At 55.7% G+C, this 17,013-nt stretch carries 15 protein-coding genes; 3 read left to right on the top strand and 12 right to left on the bottom strand.

Going from position 1 to position 17,013, the window contains the following annotated elements; genetic code table 11:
• Positions 1 to 48: 48 nt before the first annotated feature.
• Entirely contained in the window at positions 49 to 303 is a 255-nt protein-coding gene (locus tag OGX93_RS02205) for a GlsB/YeaQ/YmgE family stress response membrane protein (protein ID WP_012132092.1), read from the top strand.
• 276 nt (positions 304 to 579) lie between these two features.
• Positions 580 to 2,694, top strand: a complete 2,115-nt coding sequence (locus OGX93_RS02210) for a TonB-dependent siderophore receptor (protein ID WP_286449244.1) — start codon at positions 580 to 582, stop codon at positions 2,692 to 2,694.
• Positions 2,695 to 2,749: 55 nt separating this feature from the next.
• Here OGX93_RS02210 and OGX93_RS02215 read toward each other — a convergent pair whose 3' ends face one another.
• The 12 genes from OGX93_RS02215 to OGX93_RS02270 all read right to left on the bottom strand — a co-directional run bounded on the left by OGX93_RS02215 (position 2,750) and on the right by OGX93_RS02270 (position 16,067).
• The gene (locus OGX93_RS02215) at positions 2,750 to 4,720 is read right to left on the bottom strand and encodes a TonB-dependent receptor plug domain-containing protein (RefSeq protein ID WP_200075751.1); all 1,971 of its coding nucleotides are present in this window, start codon (positions 4,718 to 4,720) and stop codon (positions 2,750 to 2,752) included.
• 23 nt (positions 4,721 to 4,743) lie between these two features.
• Positions 4,744 to 5,601, bottom strand: coding sequence for a ModD protein (modD, locus tag OGX93_RS02220; RefSeq protein ID WP_012132096.1), 858 nt, complete (start codon positions 5,599 to 5,601; stop codon positions 4,744 to 4,746).
• Positions 5,598 to 6,410, bottom strand: a complete 813-nt coding sequence (locus OGX93_RS02225; RefSeq protein WP_286449243.1) for a class I SAM-dependent methyltransferase — start codon at positions 6,408 to 6,410, stop codon at positions 5,598 to 5,600. The genes modD and OGX93_RS02225 overlap by 4 nt, the downstream gene beginning before the upstream one ends.
• A 9-nt stretch (positions 6,411 to 6,419) precedes the next feature.
• Positions 6,420 to 7,178: an ABC transporter ATP-binding protein gene (locus tag OGX93_RS02230; RefSeq protein WP_275055822.1), complete on the bottom strand. Its 759-nt coding sequence runs from the start codon at positions 7,176 to 7,178 to the stop codon at positions 6,420 to 6,422.
• Positions 7,175 to 8,134: a FecCD family ABC transporter permease gene (locus tag OGX93_RS02235; protein ID WP_416053420.1), complete on the bottom strand. Its 960-nt coding sequence runs from the start codon at positions 8,132 to 8,134 to the stop codon at positions 7,175 to 7,177. The genes OGX93_RS02230 and OGX93_RS02235 overlap by 4 nt, the downstream gene beginning before the upstream one ends.
• Positions 8,135 to 8,160: 26 nt before the next feature.
• Positions 8,161 to 9,183, bottom strand: a complete 1,023-nt coding sequence (locus tag OGX93_RS02240) for an ABC transporter substrate-binding protein (RefSeq protein ID WP_110494157.1) — start codon at positions 9,181 to 9,183, stop codon at positions 8,161 to 8,163.
• A gap of 203 nt (positions 9,184 to 9,386) precedes the next feature.
• On the bottom strand, positions 9,387 to 11,099 hold the full coding sequence (locus OGX93_RS02245) for an alpha,alpha-trehalase (RefSeq protein ID WP_071258542.1): 1,713 nt from the start codon (positions 11,097 to 11,099) through the stop codon (positions 9,387 to 9,389).
• A gap of 199 nt (positions 11,100 to 11,298) precedes the next feature.
• A complete protein-coding gene (gene dhaM / locus OGX93_RS02250) occupies positions 11,299 to 12,732 on the bottom strand; it encodes a dihydroxyacetone kinase phosphoryl donor subunit DhaM (protein ID WP_286449241.1) in 1,434 nt (477 codons plus the stop codon).
• Between the two features lie 10 nt (positions 12,733 to 12,742).
• Positions 12,743 to 13,375 (bottom strand): dihydroxyacetone kinase subunit DhaL, encoded by a 633-nt coding sequence (gene dhaL / locus OGX93_RS02255; RefSeq protein ID WP_012132103.1) that lies wholly within the window; start codon positions 13,373 to 13,375, stop codon positions 12,743 to 12,745.
• 11 nt (positions 13,376 to 13,386) lie between these two features.
• Entirely contained in the window at positions 13,387 to 14,457 is a 1,071-nt protein-coding gene (gene dhaK, locus OGX93_RS02260) for a dihydroxyacetone kinase subunit DhaK (RefSeq protein ID WP_286449240.1), read from the bottom strand.
• Between the two features lie 242 nt (positions 14,458 to 14,699).
• Entirely contained in the window at positions 14,700 to 15,332 is a 633-nt protein-coding gene (locus OGX93_RS02265; RefSeq protein ID WP_012132105.1) for a winged helix-turn-helix transcriptional regulator, read from the bottom strand.
• A gap of 72 nt (positions 15,333 to 15,404) precedes the next feature.
• Entirely contained in the window at positions 15,405 to 16,067 is a 663-nt protein-coding gene (locus tag OGX93_RS02270; RefSeq protein WP_024130277.1) for a winged helix-turn-helix transcriptional regulator, read from the bottom strand.
• Between the two features lie 377 nt (positions 16,068 to 16,444).
• On the opposite strand from OGX93_RS02270, the gene OGX93_RS02275 reads away from it, so the two are divergent.
• Positions 16,445 to 16,975, top strand: a complete 531-nt coding sequence (locus OGX93_RS02275; RefSeq protein WP_024130278.1) for a fimbrial protein — start codon at positions 16,445 to 16,447, stop codon at positions 16,973 to 16,975.
• Positions 16,976 to 17,013 lie beyond the last annotated feature (38 nt).

The raw sequence follows: 17,013 nt of genomic DNA on the forward strand, positions 1-17,013 counted from the left end.
GGCGCAAGAACGTCTTGCGCATGCTTTCACTGGAAAGAGGGCCTGAATATGGGAATTATTGCCTGGATTATTTTTGGTCTGATTGCAGGTGTTATCGCTAAGCTGATTATGCCGGGTCGCGATGGCGGTGGTTTTATACTGACCTGTATTCTCGGTATCGTTGGTGCGGTTGTCGGCGGCTGGCTGGCAACCATGTTTGGTATCGGCGGCAGCATCAGCGGGTTCAATCTTCACAGTTTCCTGGTGGCCGTCGTCGGGGCGATTGTTGTGCTCGGCGTTTTTCGCCTTCTGCGGCGCAATTAAATGAACAGAGCGGATGTGGGGATGAGTGCGTAAATCGGCGACACGCTACCCTGGCGTGTTTTCCGTTCACTTGATGCCCATTATCGCTCTGGCGCATTATCAGTCGTGAACGTGTCAGGGGAGGCGTCTTCCCGGCACGTTTACGGGGATTCAACAGACGTCAGAACAATCTGTATTCCTGAGCAACGCCTGGCCGGATTAACGGCGAAAGCCGGCTTGATTTGTGAATAAAAATGAGAATAATTGTCATTCCATTTCACATATAATAATTTGCTCATGAAAACAACTCATCGTTTCACATTACGCGCGCTCTCTGGATGTATCACCTTAGCCCTGACTGTCCCGTCTTATGCTGAAGAGGCAAAAGAGTCGACCATTGTGGTCACCGCCGCCGGGCAGGAGAGCCTTCTTCCGGCCTGGATCAACAGCGCCACCAAATCCGCCGTGCCGGAAAGCAAAACGCCGCAGGTGATCAACACCATCGACAGGCAGGAGATTGAGCAACGCCACGCCAACTCGGTGAATGAAATTCTGCGCTACGCGCCGGGCGTGTCAACGGAAGTTCGCGGTAATACCTCCTATATGAGCGAATATAAGATTCGCGGTTTTACGGTGGATCAGGAGTATTACAACGGCCTGCAACTGCCGTACAACGTGACCGGGAATACCAAAGCGCGTATTGATCCGCTGCTGATTGAAAGCGTGGATATTCTGAAAGGCCCGGCCTCGGTGCTGTACGGCAATGGATCGCCGGGTGGACTGGTAAACATCCAGAGTAAAAAACCGCAGGCGGAACAGAAAACGGAAGTGGGCTTCAACACCGGCACCCGTAATCTGAAAGAGGGTTATCTGGATTCAACCGGGCAAATCAGCGACAGCGACTGGAACTACCGTTTACTCGGCAAAGCGACGGAAGGGGATGATCAACCGCATACCTCCCGCTATGAAAACTATCTGGTTGCCCCGTCCGTTACCTGGCAACCGGACAACAAAACGCGTCTGACGATTGATGCGCTGGCGCAGAATACACCGTCGCTGTCGCCTTCCAACCCGCTGCCCATTTCTTATCTGCGTTCAGAGTATGCGGGGCGCCGTGATTTTGCCGGAGATGAGTGGAGCGGCTTTAAGCAGCGTCAATGGATGCTGGGTTACAGCTTTGAACACCAGTTTGACAGCGGCTGGGGCTTCAATCAGAAAGCGCGCTACTTTGATGTGGATACCCACCAGCGCAGCGTCTACTCCACCGGAAATACGGGGAATCCGGTCTGGGAGTTGAACCGGTTTGCCTACACGACCGATGAAGACCTGAAAAGTTTTAACATCGACAACCAGGTTACGAAAACGGTAGTGTCAGGCGACTGGCAGCACCATCTGCTGGCAGGCTTCGATTACCAGAAGCTCGACAGCCATTACTTCTACCGCTATGCCAGCAGCACGCCGGGGATCGACATGCGCCACCCGAACTATCGTCAGATTCATACCGACGATTTAGGGCTGAGTACTGCGCAGAATAACCGTCTATCTTATCAGCAGAATGGTTATTATCTTCAGGATCAGATTGCGTTTGGCGGCCTGAACCTGCTGGCGAGCGTGCGTTACGATGACTATCGTTCCGCCACGACCGACTATCTGCAAAACGGCGATAAAACCTGGATTTCACAGGATCGCGTAACCAAACGTTTCGGTGCGTTATACGCGTTTGAAAATGGGATCTCTCCATTTATCAGCTATTCCGAAGGCTTTAAGCCGATCTCGCCGCAAGGGACACTGACCTCGAAAGAGGTGAAGCCGACCACCAGCAAGCAGGTTGAGGGCGGGGTGAAATACCTGCTGGCGGAATACGCGACCACCTTTACCGCATCGGTGTTTAATATCCGCCAGAAAAATGTGCTTTCCGCCACGCCGACCTGGGATTACCGTCAGACCGGCGAGATTGAGTCAAAAGGGGCCGAACTGTCGATTGTCAGCCGTCCGGCGGATAACGTCACGCTGATCGCCAACTATGCCTATACCCATGCGATCAACACGGAAGATGAAACGTATGAAGGTAAACGTCCGACCCAGGTGCCGGAAAACGCGTTTAACCTGTGGGGCGATTACACCTTTGATAATACGCCGCTGCGCGGGCTGAACGTTGGCGCGGGCGTCCGTTATACCGGGCCGATGGAGATCTCGCCAGCTAACGACAAAGGCAAACTCGGCGGCACGACGCAGTATGATATGGCCGTCTCTTACCGTCTGGGAGAGGCGATCCCATCGTTGAGCGGGGTGACGCTGAAGGCCAGCGCGCAGAATATTACCAACAAAGAGACGTTTAGCTGTTACGACGACAACAACTGTTGGATTGGTCGCGACCGCACCGTTCAGGTTGGCGCCAGCTACAGCTTCTGATAGCAACCCGGCCTGCAATTGCGCAGGCCGGGTTCGTTTTCATTCGGTGGAACAATCAGAACTTATATTCCACCCCGGCCCAGAAATTACGGCCTTCCTCGATAAACCCTTCGCTGTAGGCATACTTCGTATCGAACAGGTTGTTCACGGACGCGTTGACGCTAAAACCGTAGCCCAGCGCATAATCCGCGCGGATATGGGTAATGGCAAATCCGCCCGCTTTCTGTGAACCGTCTGAATTGCTGTAGCTGGAGGAACGCGCCTCTTCTGACAGCGTAACACTCAGCGGTTCCCACGGTTTGAGCGTCATCCATGCGGTGAGCGTCTGCGTTGGCAAATCGGTGATTTCACCGATTTCATCACGCTTGACGTCCGCGTGGATCAGCCCGTAGCTCAGCCCGACATCCAGCATTTCAGACACATTGCCTTTTATTCCGGCATCCAGACCGGTGTAATCCACCCGGCCGCTATTGCGGTTCTGGATCGTATCGGCATCAATGTTGTGCGACAGGATTGCGTCGGTTACGCGGTTATAGTACACGCTGACCTCGAATCCCCAGTCGCGAGTCAGCGAACCGTTCCAGGTCAGATCCACGCTGCGGGCGCGTTCGGGTTTTAACTGCGGGTTGACGATAGCCACCTGGTTATACGCCGGTTTCGACGTGGTATACCGCTCTTTGAGCGTCGGGAAACGCGTCCGGTCAGAGTAAGAGAGCGCCAGCGTGTCCTCGTTTGCGAAGTGGTATTTGGTCATGACCTGCCAGTTAAACGCTGACTGGTTGTTGTCGTCGTAGTGGGTTACGCTGCCGTCTTTTTCGTGTTTCATCCCTTCCAGACTGTCACGCCAGTCATAGCTAATACCGGCCACGACATCCACATTATCGGCGGCGGCCCACTGGTATTCGCTGGCTAGCGACCAGGTGCGATCTTCATAGCGATCGTATGCCGCATGCGGCGCGCCTTTTTCACGGTGGACGTCATCTTTCCAGTTAACGGCGAACGAGAGCAGATCGTTTTCACGCATTTCGGCGGCGAGTTGTAACCCTGCGCCATCGCTGTAATCAGAATAGTGGCTATAGCTGCCTTTCTTGTTTTTCAGGTCGGCAAGGGAGTTGTACATCATCAGCGTGTTTTCAAAGGTGTCGCGATAAAGCCGGCTTTTCAGCGTGAAGCGATCGCCCAGATGCGTGGTGCCCTGATAGTAATAACTCTCTTTATCGTATTGCGGCCACTGCCAGTAGCGCGACTTCTGGCTGCTGGTGCCTGCGTATGGCGGGTTGTCCTTTTCACCGTCCTGGTTGATATAGGTCAGGGTGTACTCGTCATTTTCGCGCGGCGTGAAGCCCAGCTTAACAATGCCCCGTTTATCATCTGCCGACGAGTTGATCATCTTCCCGTTGCTGCCTGCAATGGCGTTGTCCACCCCGTGCGGCAGACCCAGGAAATCCTGCTTCAACTGGCTACCGCTGACTTGCAGATAACCCAGCTCATTACTGGCGCCAAACGAGGCGTGCATATCGTGGGCGTTATCTTTGCTCCGGCTCCATCCCTGGCGATAACCGATGCTCCCTTCGAGAGGTTTTGTCGGTTTTTTGGTGGTGATGTTGATCGCGCCGCCCATCTGGTTAGGGCCTTGCAACAGCGATGAGTAGCCTTTGGACACCTCAACGGAGGCAATGTCCGAGGTGAGGAAGCGCCCTAAGTCGAGGTTGCCGTCGTAAGGGATGTAAACCGGCACGCCGTCGAAAAAGATCGGAACCTGGCGGCTGTCAAAACCGCGAACTTTGACCTGCTGTTCGTTGCGGTTGCCTGATTTTTGCAACGCCACGCCGGGGATGACGCTTAATGCCTGCGCCACATTCTGCTTATCCAGATCCTGCATGGTTTGTTGACCAAGCACCGTGGTGGTCGCCGCAGAGGCGGGGCTAGACCAGACGGTCATGGTGTCGCTTTCTTGCCCAGCAAACGCATTATGCGCAAAAGCTACCGATAATGCCGTGTAAAGACAACTCTGAGTGAATTTCATTGTTTTTATTCCATTTATCAATGTTATATGTCACTTTCGTCCGGGTTCAGGATGACGTTGATATCCATCGGTGGTGCGTAGTACGGTGCGGATGTAATAAAGAGCCTGATACCACAGTCGAGATAACTCGCCAGAGTGGCGAGGTTGATGCCGCCAGTCAGCGCCAGCGTGCAATGGGGGGCCAGTGAAGGCGCCGTCCGGGCCACCTCCGCTGCCTGATGTGGGGTAAATTTGTCGAGTTGCAAAACGTCGGGGCCTGCGCGGAGCGCTTCAAGGGCTTCCTCTGGAGTGTCTGCTTCGACGACGATCTTTTTTTCCGGGGCATGACGGCGCAACTGCGAAATGGCCCCGGCCCAGTCGTTACCGGGGGCGAGAAAGCGGCGGTGGTTCGCAAACAGCAGCACGGTTTCCGCGCACCCGGCGCGGTGAATGATTCCGCCTGCGGCGAGCACCGCCTGTGCGGCTAACAGCCGGGTGCCGGGAATGGCTTTACGCGTGCAGGCTATTTGCCCGTCGGGGTAACGGCTATGCAGGATGTGAAGCATGCTGTCGAGATAGTGTGAAACGCCGCAACTCCACTCCAGTACGTTTTGTACGGCCTTCCAGCCCTGGTGCAGCGCCGCCGCATTCCCGCTGACGCTGATCAATTGTTGACCGGCTGCGGCGCGCTCGCCGTCGTTCATCTGCTCCAGGACGGTCAGCCCCAGCGACTGCAACATTTGTCTGGCCACGGCAATGCCGCTCACGCAGCCGCCCTGGCGATGGCGGAAGGTCATGCGGCCTGGCAGATTGCCGATGCCCAGAGCTCGCGTGGTCAGGTCGCCTCCCTGAATATCCTCCAGCAGCAATGCGTCCGTTTGTGCGTGTGAGAAGTAGATCATTTCAGCGCCTTTTGTGGAATGCTGTCCCACCAGATCAGCGCCCAGTCCCGGCTGGCCGGGGCAAGGGCGCTGGCATCCTGCTGTTGATACCAGCGGTACAGACGCTCACGCTCTTCATCGCTGATGTCGCCCATGCTCCAGCGAACGTTCTCAGCAAAGCGTTCCCAGGTGTTGTTGTCCTGCTGGCAGTTCTGCCCACGGATAAAATCGACATGGGCGCAGATCCCCATCTGGTACAGGACATTGAGAGCATAAATATAGTTAGGCAGCTCGATAACCTCGCGACCCAACGCGCGCTGGATAGTGGGGGAAACAAAAGAGGAACTGACCAGGTGCGTGGTATAGACGCGCAGCCGCGCCTGGTTGTTGAGTTTTGTCATCGCCTGGCGCATATCCGCAACGAGCGTTGAGCGGGAGGCCACGGCGATATCGCAGCGCGGAAGATCGCTCCAGTCCTCTTCCCAGGCGCGTTGCACCCAGTGAACATGGGTTGCCCGTTGCTCTGTCGCGCGACGGGCGGCAACGCGCAGCATTCCGGGGCTGTAATCCACGCCGCAGATATGCGGTATTTTGCCCGCTAACGCCAGCGAGACGGTGCCCGGGCCACAGCCCATATCAAACAGCGAGTTCGCGCCCTGCAAATCCATTTTCTCCATCAGCTGTTGCAGGTAGGTGTCCGTCGGCGACGCGCAGTTTTCTGCCATTTTCTCTGCCCGTTTATCCCAATGGTCGGGCGTTTTTTCCGTTCGTTTCGCCTGCAATAGCTGCTGGCGGTAGAGGTCTGCAAAATCAATGTCATCAATGAGCATGGCTGTCCCTTATTGCTGATCGCCAAAAAGATGGCGGTGGATTTGTGTGGGCGAGACCCGATAAAGCGCGGCCAGATTGTCGGCAGCGAGCTGGCGCTCTGGCGCGCCTTGCGATACCTGGCCGTCGGACTCCACGCGTACGACGCTGTCGGCTATCGCCCTGGCATGGAGCGGATGATGGGTTGACATCAGTAGCGCCATCCCCGTTTTTTTCAGTGTCACCAGCGTGTCGAGCAGGCGGATCTGGTGACCAAAGTCGAGGCTGGAGGCGGGTTCATCCAGCAGTAGCAGGCGAGGGCGTTGCGCCAGGGCGCGGGCGATCAGCACCAGTTGACGCTCTCCGCCGCTCAGGGTGTTCCAGCGTCGGGGCGCCAGATGGACGATTTCAAGCGCGGCGAGCTGCTGGTGGGCAATCTCTCGCTCCCTGGCGCCGGGAACGGCGAATGCCGCCATTTTCGGCGTCAGCCCCATCATCACCATATCCAGAGCGGTGAAGGCGAACGCGCCGTCGTGCGCCTGTGGCACCCAGGCAATGGCGCTGGCGCGCTCCCGGTCTGAAAAACGCTGCACCGCCACGCCATCAAGCAGGATGTCGCCGCTGATCAAGGGGAGAACGCCAAGAATGGTGCGCATCAGCGTGGTCTTGCCGCTGCCGTTTGCGCCGAGTAAACAGCAAATTTCTCCCGCCGGTACGGTAAAAGAGACGTCGCGCAAAACCGGGCGTCGGGCGTATCCCAGGTTGGCGTGGCGAACCGTCAGTCGTGTCATTGGCGTCCTCCGCGCAGCAGAAGCAGCAAAAAGAAAGGGGCGCCGATAAATGCGGTGAGGATACCGAGTGGAATCTCCGTACTGCTGATTGCGCGCGCGAGCGTGTCGGTCAGCAGCAGTAAAATGGCGCCAGCGCCCATTGAGACAGGAAGCAACTGCTGGTGGTTATTGCCGGTGAGCAACCTGCCGATATGCGGCACGACTAAGCCTATCCAGCCGATAATCCCGGCAATCGCCACCGTGCTGGCGGTGATGAGCGTCGCGCAGACAATCAGCGCGAGCCGAAGGCGGGTAACGTTGATGCCCAGGGAACGGGCTTCATCATCTGAAAGCGTCAGTAAATTCATACGCCAGCGCAGTAGCAGCAAAGGGATGGCGCCGAACAGAATCAGCGGCGCCGAGAAGCAAAGATCATGCAGCGTGATGGTAGAGAGTCCGCCGAGTAACCAGAAGGTGATGGAAGGCAACTGGGTATAGGGATCGGCCAGCGTTTTTATCAGGGAAATTCCCGCGCCGCACAGCGTGCCGAGCGCGATACCCACCAGCACAAGGGTTAATACGGGGTCGTGACGCGTCACCCGGCGGGTAATCAGCCAGACGCCAGCAACCACCAGCAGACCGCCGCCGAACGCGTAGAGCTGGATAAACAAAATCGGCAGGCCCAGCAAAATCGCCGTACATGCGCCTAAACCCGCTCCGGCGGCAACGCCGAGAATATCCGGGGAGACCAGCGGGTTGCGAAACATCCCCTGATACGTCGTGCCCGCGCCCGCCAGCGCAGCGCCCAGCAGCAGCGCGGCGAGAATGCGGGGGAGGCGGATCTGCCAGAACACGATTTGATCCTGTGTCGGCCCCGTGTCATGGCTGAAGATCATCGCCAGCACCTGCCGGGCATCGAGGTGATAAGCGCCCGATACGCTGGCAAAGGCAATACAGAGAAGGGCAATCCCCAGCATCAGGACAGAAAGGGTGGTCGTTCTCATCAGATGATCGCCCACTGTTGATACTGTTCGTCAGTCAGCGACGTATGCCAGAACAGGCGCGCATAACGTACCATATCATCTTTAAAATGTTGATTAACGTTCGGGTCCAGCCAGGCATGCAACCGGCGCAGCCCGAGTAAACGGTTAATGCCCGGCGGCGCATCCAGCCAGCCAAACGGCAGGCCGCTCAGGAAAAGAATGCGCTTGTCCGCAACCGCCTTAACGCCTTGCCAGACGGGGTCGTGACGCAGGTAGTGCGCCGTGGCGGCATCCTGTACCAGAATGATGTCGGGTTGCCAGGTGAGTAAGTTTTCCATAGAGACCTGGGCCAGTCCGCTTCGTCCGGGGATTCGCGCTACGTTGTGTAATCCCAGCAACTCTGCCGCTTCCGTATGCAGCGATCCCTGTAATCCTGTCTCCAGACCTCGGGCGCCTCGCGCCGCATAAAAACGAATACCGGCAGCAGGCGTGTGGGAAAACGCGAGCGCTTGCGCAATGAAGCGCTGAGCCAGCGCCGCCTGAGCGGCAGTACGCGCCTCCATTCCCAGCGCTTGTCCTGCGGCTTGCAGTTGTTCCGGCGTTTGCCGCAGTTCACCGTTAATCAGCAGCCACGGAATCCGGGTCTGAGCGCTGACCTGGCGCGCCTGCGAAAGCCAGGTTTCATCGGCGTTGCCGCAATCCACTACCAGATCGGGATGCAGGGCCAGCAGCCCTTCCAGAGACAACGTGCTGGCGCGCCCCGCCAGCCTGCCCAGTTTGGGCAACGCCCGAATGGACTCGGGGAAGGGAATCGCCGCCTGTCGCGAGAAATCAAAAGAGGAGAAACCCACCAGCTTTTCCGGCGCGACGGCCAGCAGTAACACATCGGCGGGCGCACCGGCGCTCACCACGCGGCGAATAATATTGCCTTCCGGCGGGCGGCCAATAGCAAACGTCAGCGGTGTCTGCGCAATGCCAGGGAGGTGGCGAAACAGCAGCGCAGAGGCCATTGCCTGAGCGAATCTCCGTCTTGTGAGCGGCATTATTTTCATCCTGAAATGGTTAAAAAATCGCTATATGTTTACATATATAACGTTAAAAAACTTGTTCAGTATCAAATTCTCACCGATGAAAAGGGGGTCTAACCCTTAAGAGCTATGAGGGGCAGAGATGAACGCGCGGCATTGCCAGGAAGAAAAATCCGCGACGGCGCGCGGATTTTTGTCAGCATGATGGTCGGGTCACATTACGGCGTGGTTTCAACCTGTTTTTGCGGCGCAGGCTGGGAAGCGCCTGGCGCTGCGGGGCGAGTGGCCGGTACGCTGTCGCACGGTTTCTCTTTTGGACAGATCAGGTCGAGCATTTTTAACGTCACGCCGTTGGTCCAGCCGAAACCATCCTGAAGAGGGTATTCTCCACCGCCGCCGCCGGTTCCCGTACTGCTGACGTCATATTTCTCAACCAGCTTTTGTTCGCGGTCGTAGGTATGCTGAACGTTAGTGAGGAAGCGCCAGGTGACATCCATCGCGACGTTGTCCTGCCCGTAATTCTGCAACCCTTCGGTCGCCACCCACTGTAACGGCGCCCAGCCATTGGGGGCGTCCCATTGCTGCCCGCTTTTCACCGAGGTGGTGGACAGTCCGCCAGGCTGCAACAGGTGCGCCTGGGTCGCGGCAGCCACTTTGCTGGCGCGATCTTTCGCTGCCGCGTTGACATACAGCGGGAACAGCGTGGCCGCCGTCAGTTGGTTACGCACCTTTTTGCTCTTCAGGTCGTAGTCGGCATACCAGCCTTCCTGATTGTTCCACAGGTGCGTTTCAATGCCTTTCTGACGGGCGCTGGCGAGCGCTTCATACTGGTTCGCGTTGGCGTCATCGCCTGCCGCTTTGCTGGCGCGCGCCAGCATTTTCTCCAGTTTATACAGCAGGGCGTTGAGATCGACAGGGACGATGCTGGTGGTGCGAATGGTGCTCAGCTGATTCGGATCGTCCATCCAGCGCGAGCTGAAATCCCAGCCCGATGCGGCGGCAGATCGCAGGTCGCGATAAATCTCGGTTGCCGGGCGGTTCGGGTTGCTCTTCGCGGTGGTGATATCTTCCATCCACGACTCCGGTCGCGGCGTGTCCCGGTCATCCCAGTAGCGGTTCAGGACGGTGCCGTCATCCAGTTTCACCACGCGCTTATTCTGCTCGCCGGGCTGGAGATTCTCCACGCCCTCCATCCAGTAGGCATACTCTTTTTGCAACTGCGGCAGGTATTTTTTCAGGGCGTCGTCGCCCTCATGCTGCGCCAGCAATTCCACCATAAATGCGAAGAAAGGCGGCTGCGAGCGGCTCAGATAGTAGGTACGGTTGCCGTTGGGGATATGCCCCCAGGAGTCCAGTTCATAGCCGAAATTCGCCACCATATCGGCGACCTTATCCCAGTGATCGCTTTCGGCAAGTCCCAGCATGGTAAAATAGCTATCCCAATAATAGACTTCCCGGAAACGTCCGCCAGGCACCACATACGGTTCCGGCAGCGGCAATAACGAATCCCATTTTCCGGCGCTCTCCGTTGTGCGGGTCAACACGGGCCACAGGCCGTCAATATGTTCACGCAGCGACTGTCCTTCCGGCGGAACGTATTTTTCCCCATCTTTGGGCAGCGTAAAGTTCACATCAACAAAGTGACGCAAATCGAAGCCTGACTGGTTTCGTTGCATCCGGTAATCCGCGAGGATCATCAGCGGATCGCTGTTAGGCACGGCATCGGCGAACGTTTTCTGGTCGGGGAACAGTTTGGCGCTCTGCACGTCATTAAACAGCGGCCCCAGCAGAATATCCGGGGGCTGCGGAGGACTGGCCGGCTGTTCCTCAGCATGCGCCGAGAGCGACGCGAATGTCAGCAGGGTGCTTGCAACGGTCAGTTTTATGGCGAAAGAGAGCGTGCCGGAATGGCGAAGCGCAGGTGTTATCATCAATATTCTCCTTAACGGCGTGCCGCAGTCAGCGGCATGAACCATGACAAAACCTTAGTCCAGGATTGCCATGTGCGCGTGATCGAACCGCTATTTTGGGAACTGGTAAACATTTCCCGTTATCGCCGGTTGAAGCGTGGGGATGAGCGCGGTGATGCGACAGCGCGCCCTCAGAAGAGGACGCGCGATGGGAGAGCGGTCAGTCAGAAAAGAGAATGCGCTGTGCCGCGAGATCCAGCGTAATCGACTCGCCGGTGCTCAGGGCATATACCGCTTCCCCTTGCTGACAAAGCCAGCCGATCCCCATTTCACGGGCGATGATTGCCGAATGTGATTCATTGCTGCCTGCGCTCAGGCAGATCCCTTTAACCGTCTGTGGGTCGAACTGCAACACGGTGGACGGGAAGATATTTTCTGCCGCCACGATAGTCGGGCGCGTGAATACCGGCAAGCGCGCGTTTATTCCGCTCAGGTGCCTCAGCGTCCGATGGAGAATATCGTCGATATCGATATAGCGGGCTTGTAAATAGGCGTCGTCGAGCTGTCGGTACTGATCGCGGAGATCGTCCAGCACGCTGCGCCACGCCGTTTCCGCCCGACACGATTTATCACGCATCACTTCACATGCCATCTCGTACAGCTCGGGGTCATCCAGCAGTGTGTGATGCCCGGAAAAAATCGCCGCCAGATCGGCGGAGTATTTCTCTTCCGCCAGCGTGGTCAGCGCGTTGAGATCGTCCAGCGTCTGACGAATCGCCGTTTGCAGGCGCTGCCGCTCTTCCGGCAAATTGACGGTCGTCGGATTTGCGACGTCCGGTGCAGCGGGAGAATAGCAGAACACCACGCCGGAGACCTGCGCGGGGAGCTGACGCGCCGTGCTGCTGGCAGGCGTCTCCTCCACGGACTCGCCAAAGTTTTCCGTCGCCAGCTGTTTGAATGCCGCCAGCGCCTCGTCGGCCTGTTCTCCTTTGGCGATCAGGCGCAGAGTATCGTTGCAGCGCACCTGTAATAACGCTATCTGATTCAGGCTGTCCGGCGTCACGCATTTGCCATTTTTCTCCAGCAGCATGTCGGCCCGAAACCCCGACAACGTGGAGACCAGCCGCGATGCCGGACGAACATGCAGCCCGTTTGGATTTTTCACCACAACAGAAATGGAGTGGGCGTCGTTATCCTGAAATGCTGGTTTTGTGGCGACGCCCCCAGTTTGAGTGGGTGAAGGTAAACCCAGTTGTTCACGCTTGGCGTCCAGCGCGCTCATGGCGTCATTGATGACTTTATCAATACCGGCGCCCATTGCCGCGCTGACCGTCGCCGCCAGCGTGCCTTCTACCAGCGGCGCCGCGCATAAGCGGACTTTCGCCGCAATCGCCGGGTCAAGCAAATCCAGGGCGGTTTCGGCGCTCAATAATGCGCTGCCCATATCCATCATGACCAGGATATGGTCCGCATCAGCCACGGATTCGATGGCTTCCATCACCTTGAGCGGATCGGTGCCAATCGGATTTTGTGGGTCGTCGATACCGGCTGCAATCGCGAGTTTACAACCATCGCCGATTAACATCTGCCGGGCTAACTGCCCGACGCCTTCACCCAGCAGTGCGCTGTGCGAAACAATGACCAGGTTTACCATCGCGTTATCCTTACTCTTTTGCCGCTGCCGCCAGCATTTGCATCATGAACATCACGGAGGTTGCGCCCGGGTCCTGATGGCCGATGCTGCGCTCGCCAAGATAGCTGGCGCGCCCTTTGCGGGCCTGCATGGTGATGGTGCTCTGCGCCGCCGCTTCGGCCTGGGCGCTGGCGGCATCCAGCGCCGCCTGCACCGACAGGTGCTGTTCGCATGACTGGCGCAGCGACTCCACAACCGGCCCCCAGACGTCACACATGGTTTTATCGCCAGGCTCTGCTTTACCACGGCTGGTCACGCCTTCCGCGCCTTCCCGCATCATCTGGTACAGCTCGTCGAGCGTCAGGCTCTGGTGCGCCTGTGTCACCTGGGCGGCGCGAATGAAGAACGTGCCGAACAGCGGGCCACTGGCGCCGCCGACGCTGGAGAGCAGCACCATCCCTGTGTTCTTCAGGATGAAGCCGATGTCTTTATCCGCAATCGCGGGTAATTTTTCGACGACTTTACTGAAGCCGCGATGCATATTCAGCCCGTGGTCGGCGTCGCCAATCTCTCTGTCCAGACCCGTCAGATAATCACTCTCTTTGGTGAAAATCTCACCGCAGCGATAGAGCCAGTTAACAATGTGTGTTCTGTTGAGTGACATACATAATCTCCTTATTTGCCCCAGTTGAGCGCAGGCGTGTGAACCGGCGCATCCCAGAGCGCGAGCGTTTCATCGTCCACTTTTAACAGGGTGATGGAAAAGCCGGTCATATCCAGAGAGGTGCAGTAAGAGCCGATCAGGTTGCGTTCAATGGTAATGCCGGTTTCCTGACAGCGGCTTTCAAGCCGGTTATAGACGCCGAACAGTTCAGACAGCGGCGTGGCGCCGAGGTTGTTGACCAGCGCAATGACGCGATCGCCACGCTGCAACGGCTGTTTGCTCTGCTTATCTTCCTGCCAGCTTCCCTGATGATGATCCCAGTGACGCAGCGTGCGGCTGTATGCGCCGTTTTCCAGCAGCGTGTCAAACATTTCATCGACAGTTTGATCGAGAGAAGAGAAGGGGCGACGGTCAATGCCGGGTTCGCCGTGAATTCCCACGCCAAACTCCATTTCGTTATCCTGCAATGTGAAGGACGGTTTGCCCGCCGCAGGCACGGTACAGGCATTGAGCGCGATGCCGATTGAATGCCCCTGATTATTCAGCTTATGGCCAAGCTCCGCGCAGGCTTCCAGCGTGTCACCGCGTTCTGCGGCCGCGCCCACCAGTTTTTCAATTAATACCGTATTGGCGACGCCGCGACGACCGGCGGTATAAAGGCTGTCTTTGACCGCTACATCATCATCTACCACAACGGTGGTGACTTTTACGCCGCTGTCGTGCAGCAGCTCCGTGGCGGTTTCAAAATTCAGGATGTCGCCGGTGTAATTCTTAATGATCAGTAAGACGCCTTCGCCGCCGTCAATGTGCATGGCGCACTCAAACATTTTGTCTGGCGTCGGTGAGGTAAATATTTCGCCCGGGCAGGCGCCGGAGAGCATGCCTGGCCCAATATAGCCGCAGTGCATGGGTTCATGCCCGCTGCCGCCGCCGGAAAGCAGCGCCACTTTTCCTGCCACTGGCGCATCTGACCGGGTAACGTAAACCGGGTCCTGATGCAGCGTCAGCGTCGGGTACGCTTTTGCCAGACCAGCGAGTTGTTCGTTCAGTACCTCTTCTACACGGTTAATCAGCTTTTTCATTATTTTGCTCCGCATCTTCTGCTGTAGGGGTATCGGTTGTGTACCATGACACGGCTACCACTCACTGCCGATAACCTTATTGTGCAACAGTGAGCGGAAAAGAAAATTCGGCCATAACATGTTTCATCAACGGAACATTTATGCTTAATCATGTTTCATTATGGAACGCAAAGGCGAGGTAATCGTCAGAATTGCGATCCCGACCAACGAATGCCGCCGCTTTAAGCGTAAAAAACGGGGGGTTAGAAACGAGAAGGGAGGTGATTAATTGCGATTAATTTGCCCTGTTCCAGTTCGATATAGCCGCCTTTTTTCAGCGCTGACAGCATTTTCATCACGCTGCTGCGCGAAAGGCGGGTACGTTCAAGAATATACTGGTAGGCCGCCATCTGAGAGCGGATGCTTTCCGGCTCCTGGCTTAGCGCCTGCAACTGGTAGCACAGCAGATCGTAAGCGGTCGGCGCTGTCGCCATTTCATTCTGGATAAACAATTTATTGGTGACGATGATCATATGCTTTGCCATGATCTCCCACAGGTGCTTGCGCTCAATGGTTTCCATCACATCATCGAGGGGAATTGTCGCCGCTTCGCACTCTTCGAGCGCGCGAATCAGCAGTTTATCCGACAGGGCGCTGGTGAACCCCAGGGATACCGGGGCAGAAGCTATCCCCAGCAACAGACTATTTTCGATGTTCTCAATGCTTACGACGCCCGTGCGGAAAAACAGGCACTGGTGCTCGCCCCCCTGGACGAAGACAAAGCGACTTCCGCGAGGATACCGTTTGAAATCCTGTTCTGACGTGAGTGCGTTGAGCAGCGCAATTGCATAGGGCGAAGGCTGCTTCAGTTGATTAAAGGAAGAATCCAGGGGCATGGTAGGTGTTATCCGGTCACTGTCATTGTCATTCTATTTTAGTGGCTCTGCGTTAATGCGTGTTGAGCATAGCTAGTATTTCAGGGGAATATTCTGCTGAATTTGCTTCAGAACACCACGATCGGTCACGATGTAGCCGCCTTTTTTTAAATCGGCCAGTATCTTCATCACGCTGCTGCGCGACAGAAATGTTCTTGACTGAATATAATTTGCGGCAGTTATATTTTGCCTGAATTCATTAGACTCGCGCATTAATTCATACAACTGAGCGCGAATAATATCATAGGATGTCGGCGCTGAAATGCGCGTACAGTGGTCGTACACCCGACCGGCGGTGTAGATAAGCACCTTCGCCAGACTTTCCCAAAGATTCTCATTTGCTATAACGTCGTTAACTTTCTCCAGTGGAATAAAGGCGATCTCAGAGCACTCCTCACTGCGCATCAGCAAATATTCAGCATCAACCAGTTGATTGCTGAGGCCAAAAATAAAGGGGGCGACTTCTGAGTTAAGCATGAAGCCGTCCCGTGCTCTGAAAACCCCAATGGTTCCCTTCAGCAATAAATAACATTGATGTGGTCTATTATTTTCGTTGTTAATAATTTGTCTGCATTTTGTTTCTCGTGTGTTTGCGTGTGGCTTCAGGTGCGCAATCAGTTTTTCTACATGTTCAATTGGCTTCAGAGGCAGAGCCTTATACATACTTGATTCAATAGCTATTTTGGTTTCAGGCATGATCTGTCCTCCCATATAATAGTCTCTGTAATAGCGTAACGTCTTGCTTGAGCTAATAATTATGGTGACAGACTAAAAATAAGTGAATCCAGAACAAGGTGTAAAATTACACCAAAAAATCACTTGAGCAAATATGTGCATTTATATGAAAATTTAAATTAAGGAGAACTTAATTGACATCGCGCCTTGATTCAGGATTCAAACCGCTAACGTGATGCGGCCCGGAATGATGAAGGGGAAATCGCATGTTATTTATCTCCTTGTCTTTACGATGATAGCCAAAAATAAGCGTTTCCCGGCAGCCCATTTCCAGAGCAGAAAATGTATGGACATTATGTCGTAACGCGATAAATAAACAGGTGTTAAGGATAGCGATGATGAAAAAAAATATGATAGCAATGGCGCTTTCCGCTGCGGCCATTTTGTCAATATCACATGCGATAGCGTATGACGGCACGGTCAAATTTGTGGGACAGGTTCTTGATACCGCCTGTACCGTAGATATTGGCGCCAATAATACGATGACCGTTGATATGGGAAGTGTCTATAAAACAGCGTTTACCAACGCAGGGGATGAAGCGTCAACGACTAAATTTACCTTGCGTCTGATTAACTGCCCCTCTTCCGTCACGTCTGCGCGGGTGAAATTTGATGGCGTTAATCATTCGGGTAATACCGATCTGTTGGCGCTTTCCGCCGATCCTGGTTCGGCAAGCGGGGTGGCCATTCGACTGATGACGGCAGACAGAGCGCCTTTAGGCCTTAATCAGATCAATGGCTATTCCTATTCACTGTTAGATATGGTTGACAACCAACTGGATTTCTACGCCGCCTATGTCGCCACCAGCGTGCCTGTTGTGCCGGGCGTCGTGAACGCCGTAGCGAACTTCACCGTTAACTATAACTGACGAGTATATGTTGTTTGGGGGGCCGATAACCGGCCCTC

Source organism: Citrobacter sp. CK195 (assembly GCF_030333365.1).
GTDB classification, from domain to species: Bacteria; Pseudomonadota; Gammaproteobacteria; order Enterobacterales; family Enterobacteriaceae; genus Citrobacter_B; species Citrobacter_B koseri.

Coding starts and splice junctions, on each gene's coding strand:
- OGX93_RS02265 (WP_012132105.1), bottom strand. CDS start 15,332: ATGCCCCTGGATTCTTCCTTTAATCAACTGAAGCAGCCTTCGCCCTAT.
- OGX93_RS02270 (WP_024130277.1), bottom strand. CDS start 16,067: ATGCCTGAAACCAAAATAGCTATTGAATCAAGTATGTATAAGGCTCTG.
- modD (WP_012132096.1), bottom strand. CDS start 5,601: ATGATCTACTTCTCACACGCACAAACGGACGCATTGCTGCTGGAGGAT.
- dhaM (WP_286449241.1), bottom strand. CDS start 12,732: ATGGTAAACCTGGTCATTGTTTCGCACAGCGCACTGCTGGGTGAAGGC.
- OGX93_RS02275 (WP_024130278.1), top strand. CDS start 16,445: ATGAAAAAAAATATGATAGCAATGGCGCTTTCCGCTGCGGCCATTTTG.
- dhaK (WP_286449240.1), bottom strand. CDS start 14,457: ATGAAAAAGCTGATTAACCGTGTAGAAGAGGTACTGAACGAACAACTC.
- OGX93_RS02215 (WP_200075751.1), bottom strand. CDS start 4,720: ATGAAATTCACTCAGAGTTGTCTTTACACGGCATTATCGGTAGCTTTT.
- dhaL (WP_012132103.1), bottom strand. CDS start 13,375: ATGTCACTCAACAGAACACACATTGTTAACTGGCTCTATCGCTGCGGT.
- OGX93_RS02245 (WP_071258542.1), bottom strand. CDS start 11,099: ATGATAACACCTGCGCTTCGCCATTCCGGCACGCTCTCTTTCGCCATA.
- OGX93_RS02235 (WP_416053420.1), bottom strand. CDS start 8,134: ATGCTGGGGATTGCCCTTCTCTGTATTGCCTTTGCCAGCGTATCGGGC.
- OGX93_RS02225 (WP_286449243.1), bottom strand. CDS start 6,410: ATGCTCATTGATGACATTGATTTTGCAGACCTCTACCGCCAGCAGCTA.
- OGX93_RS02230 (WP_275055822.1), bottom strand. CDS start 7,178: ATGACACGACTGACGGTTCGCCACGCCAACCTGGGATACGCCCGACGC.
- OGX93_RS02240 (WP_110494157.1), bottom strand. CDS start 9,183: ATGCCGCTCACAAGACGGAGATTCGCTCAGGCAATGGCCTCTGCGCTG.
- OGX93_RS02205 (WP_012132092.1), top strand. CDS start 49: ATGGGAATTATTGCCTGGATTATTTTTGGTCTGATTGCAGGTGTTATC.
- OGX93_RS02210 (WP_286449244.1), top strand. CDS start 580: ATGAAAACAACTCATCGTTTCACATTACGCGCGCTCTCTGGATGTATC.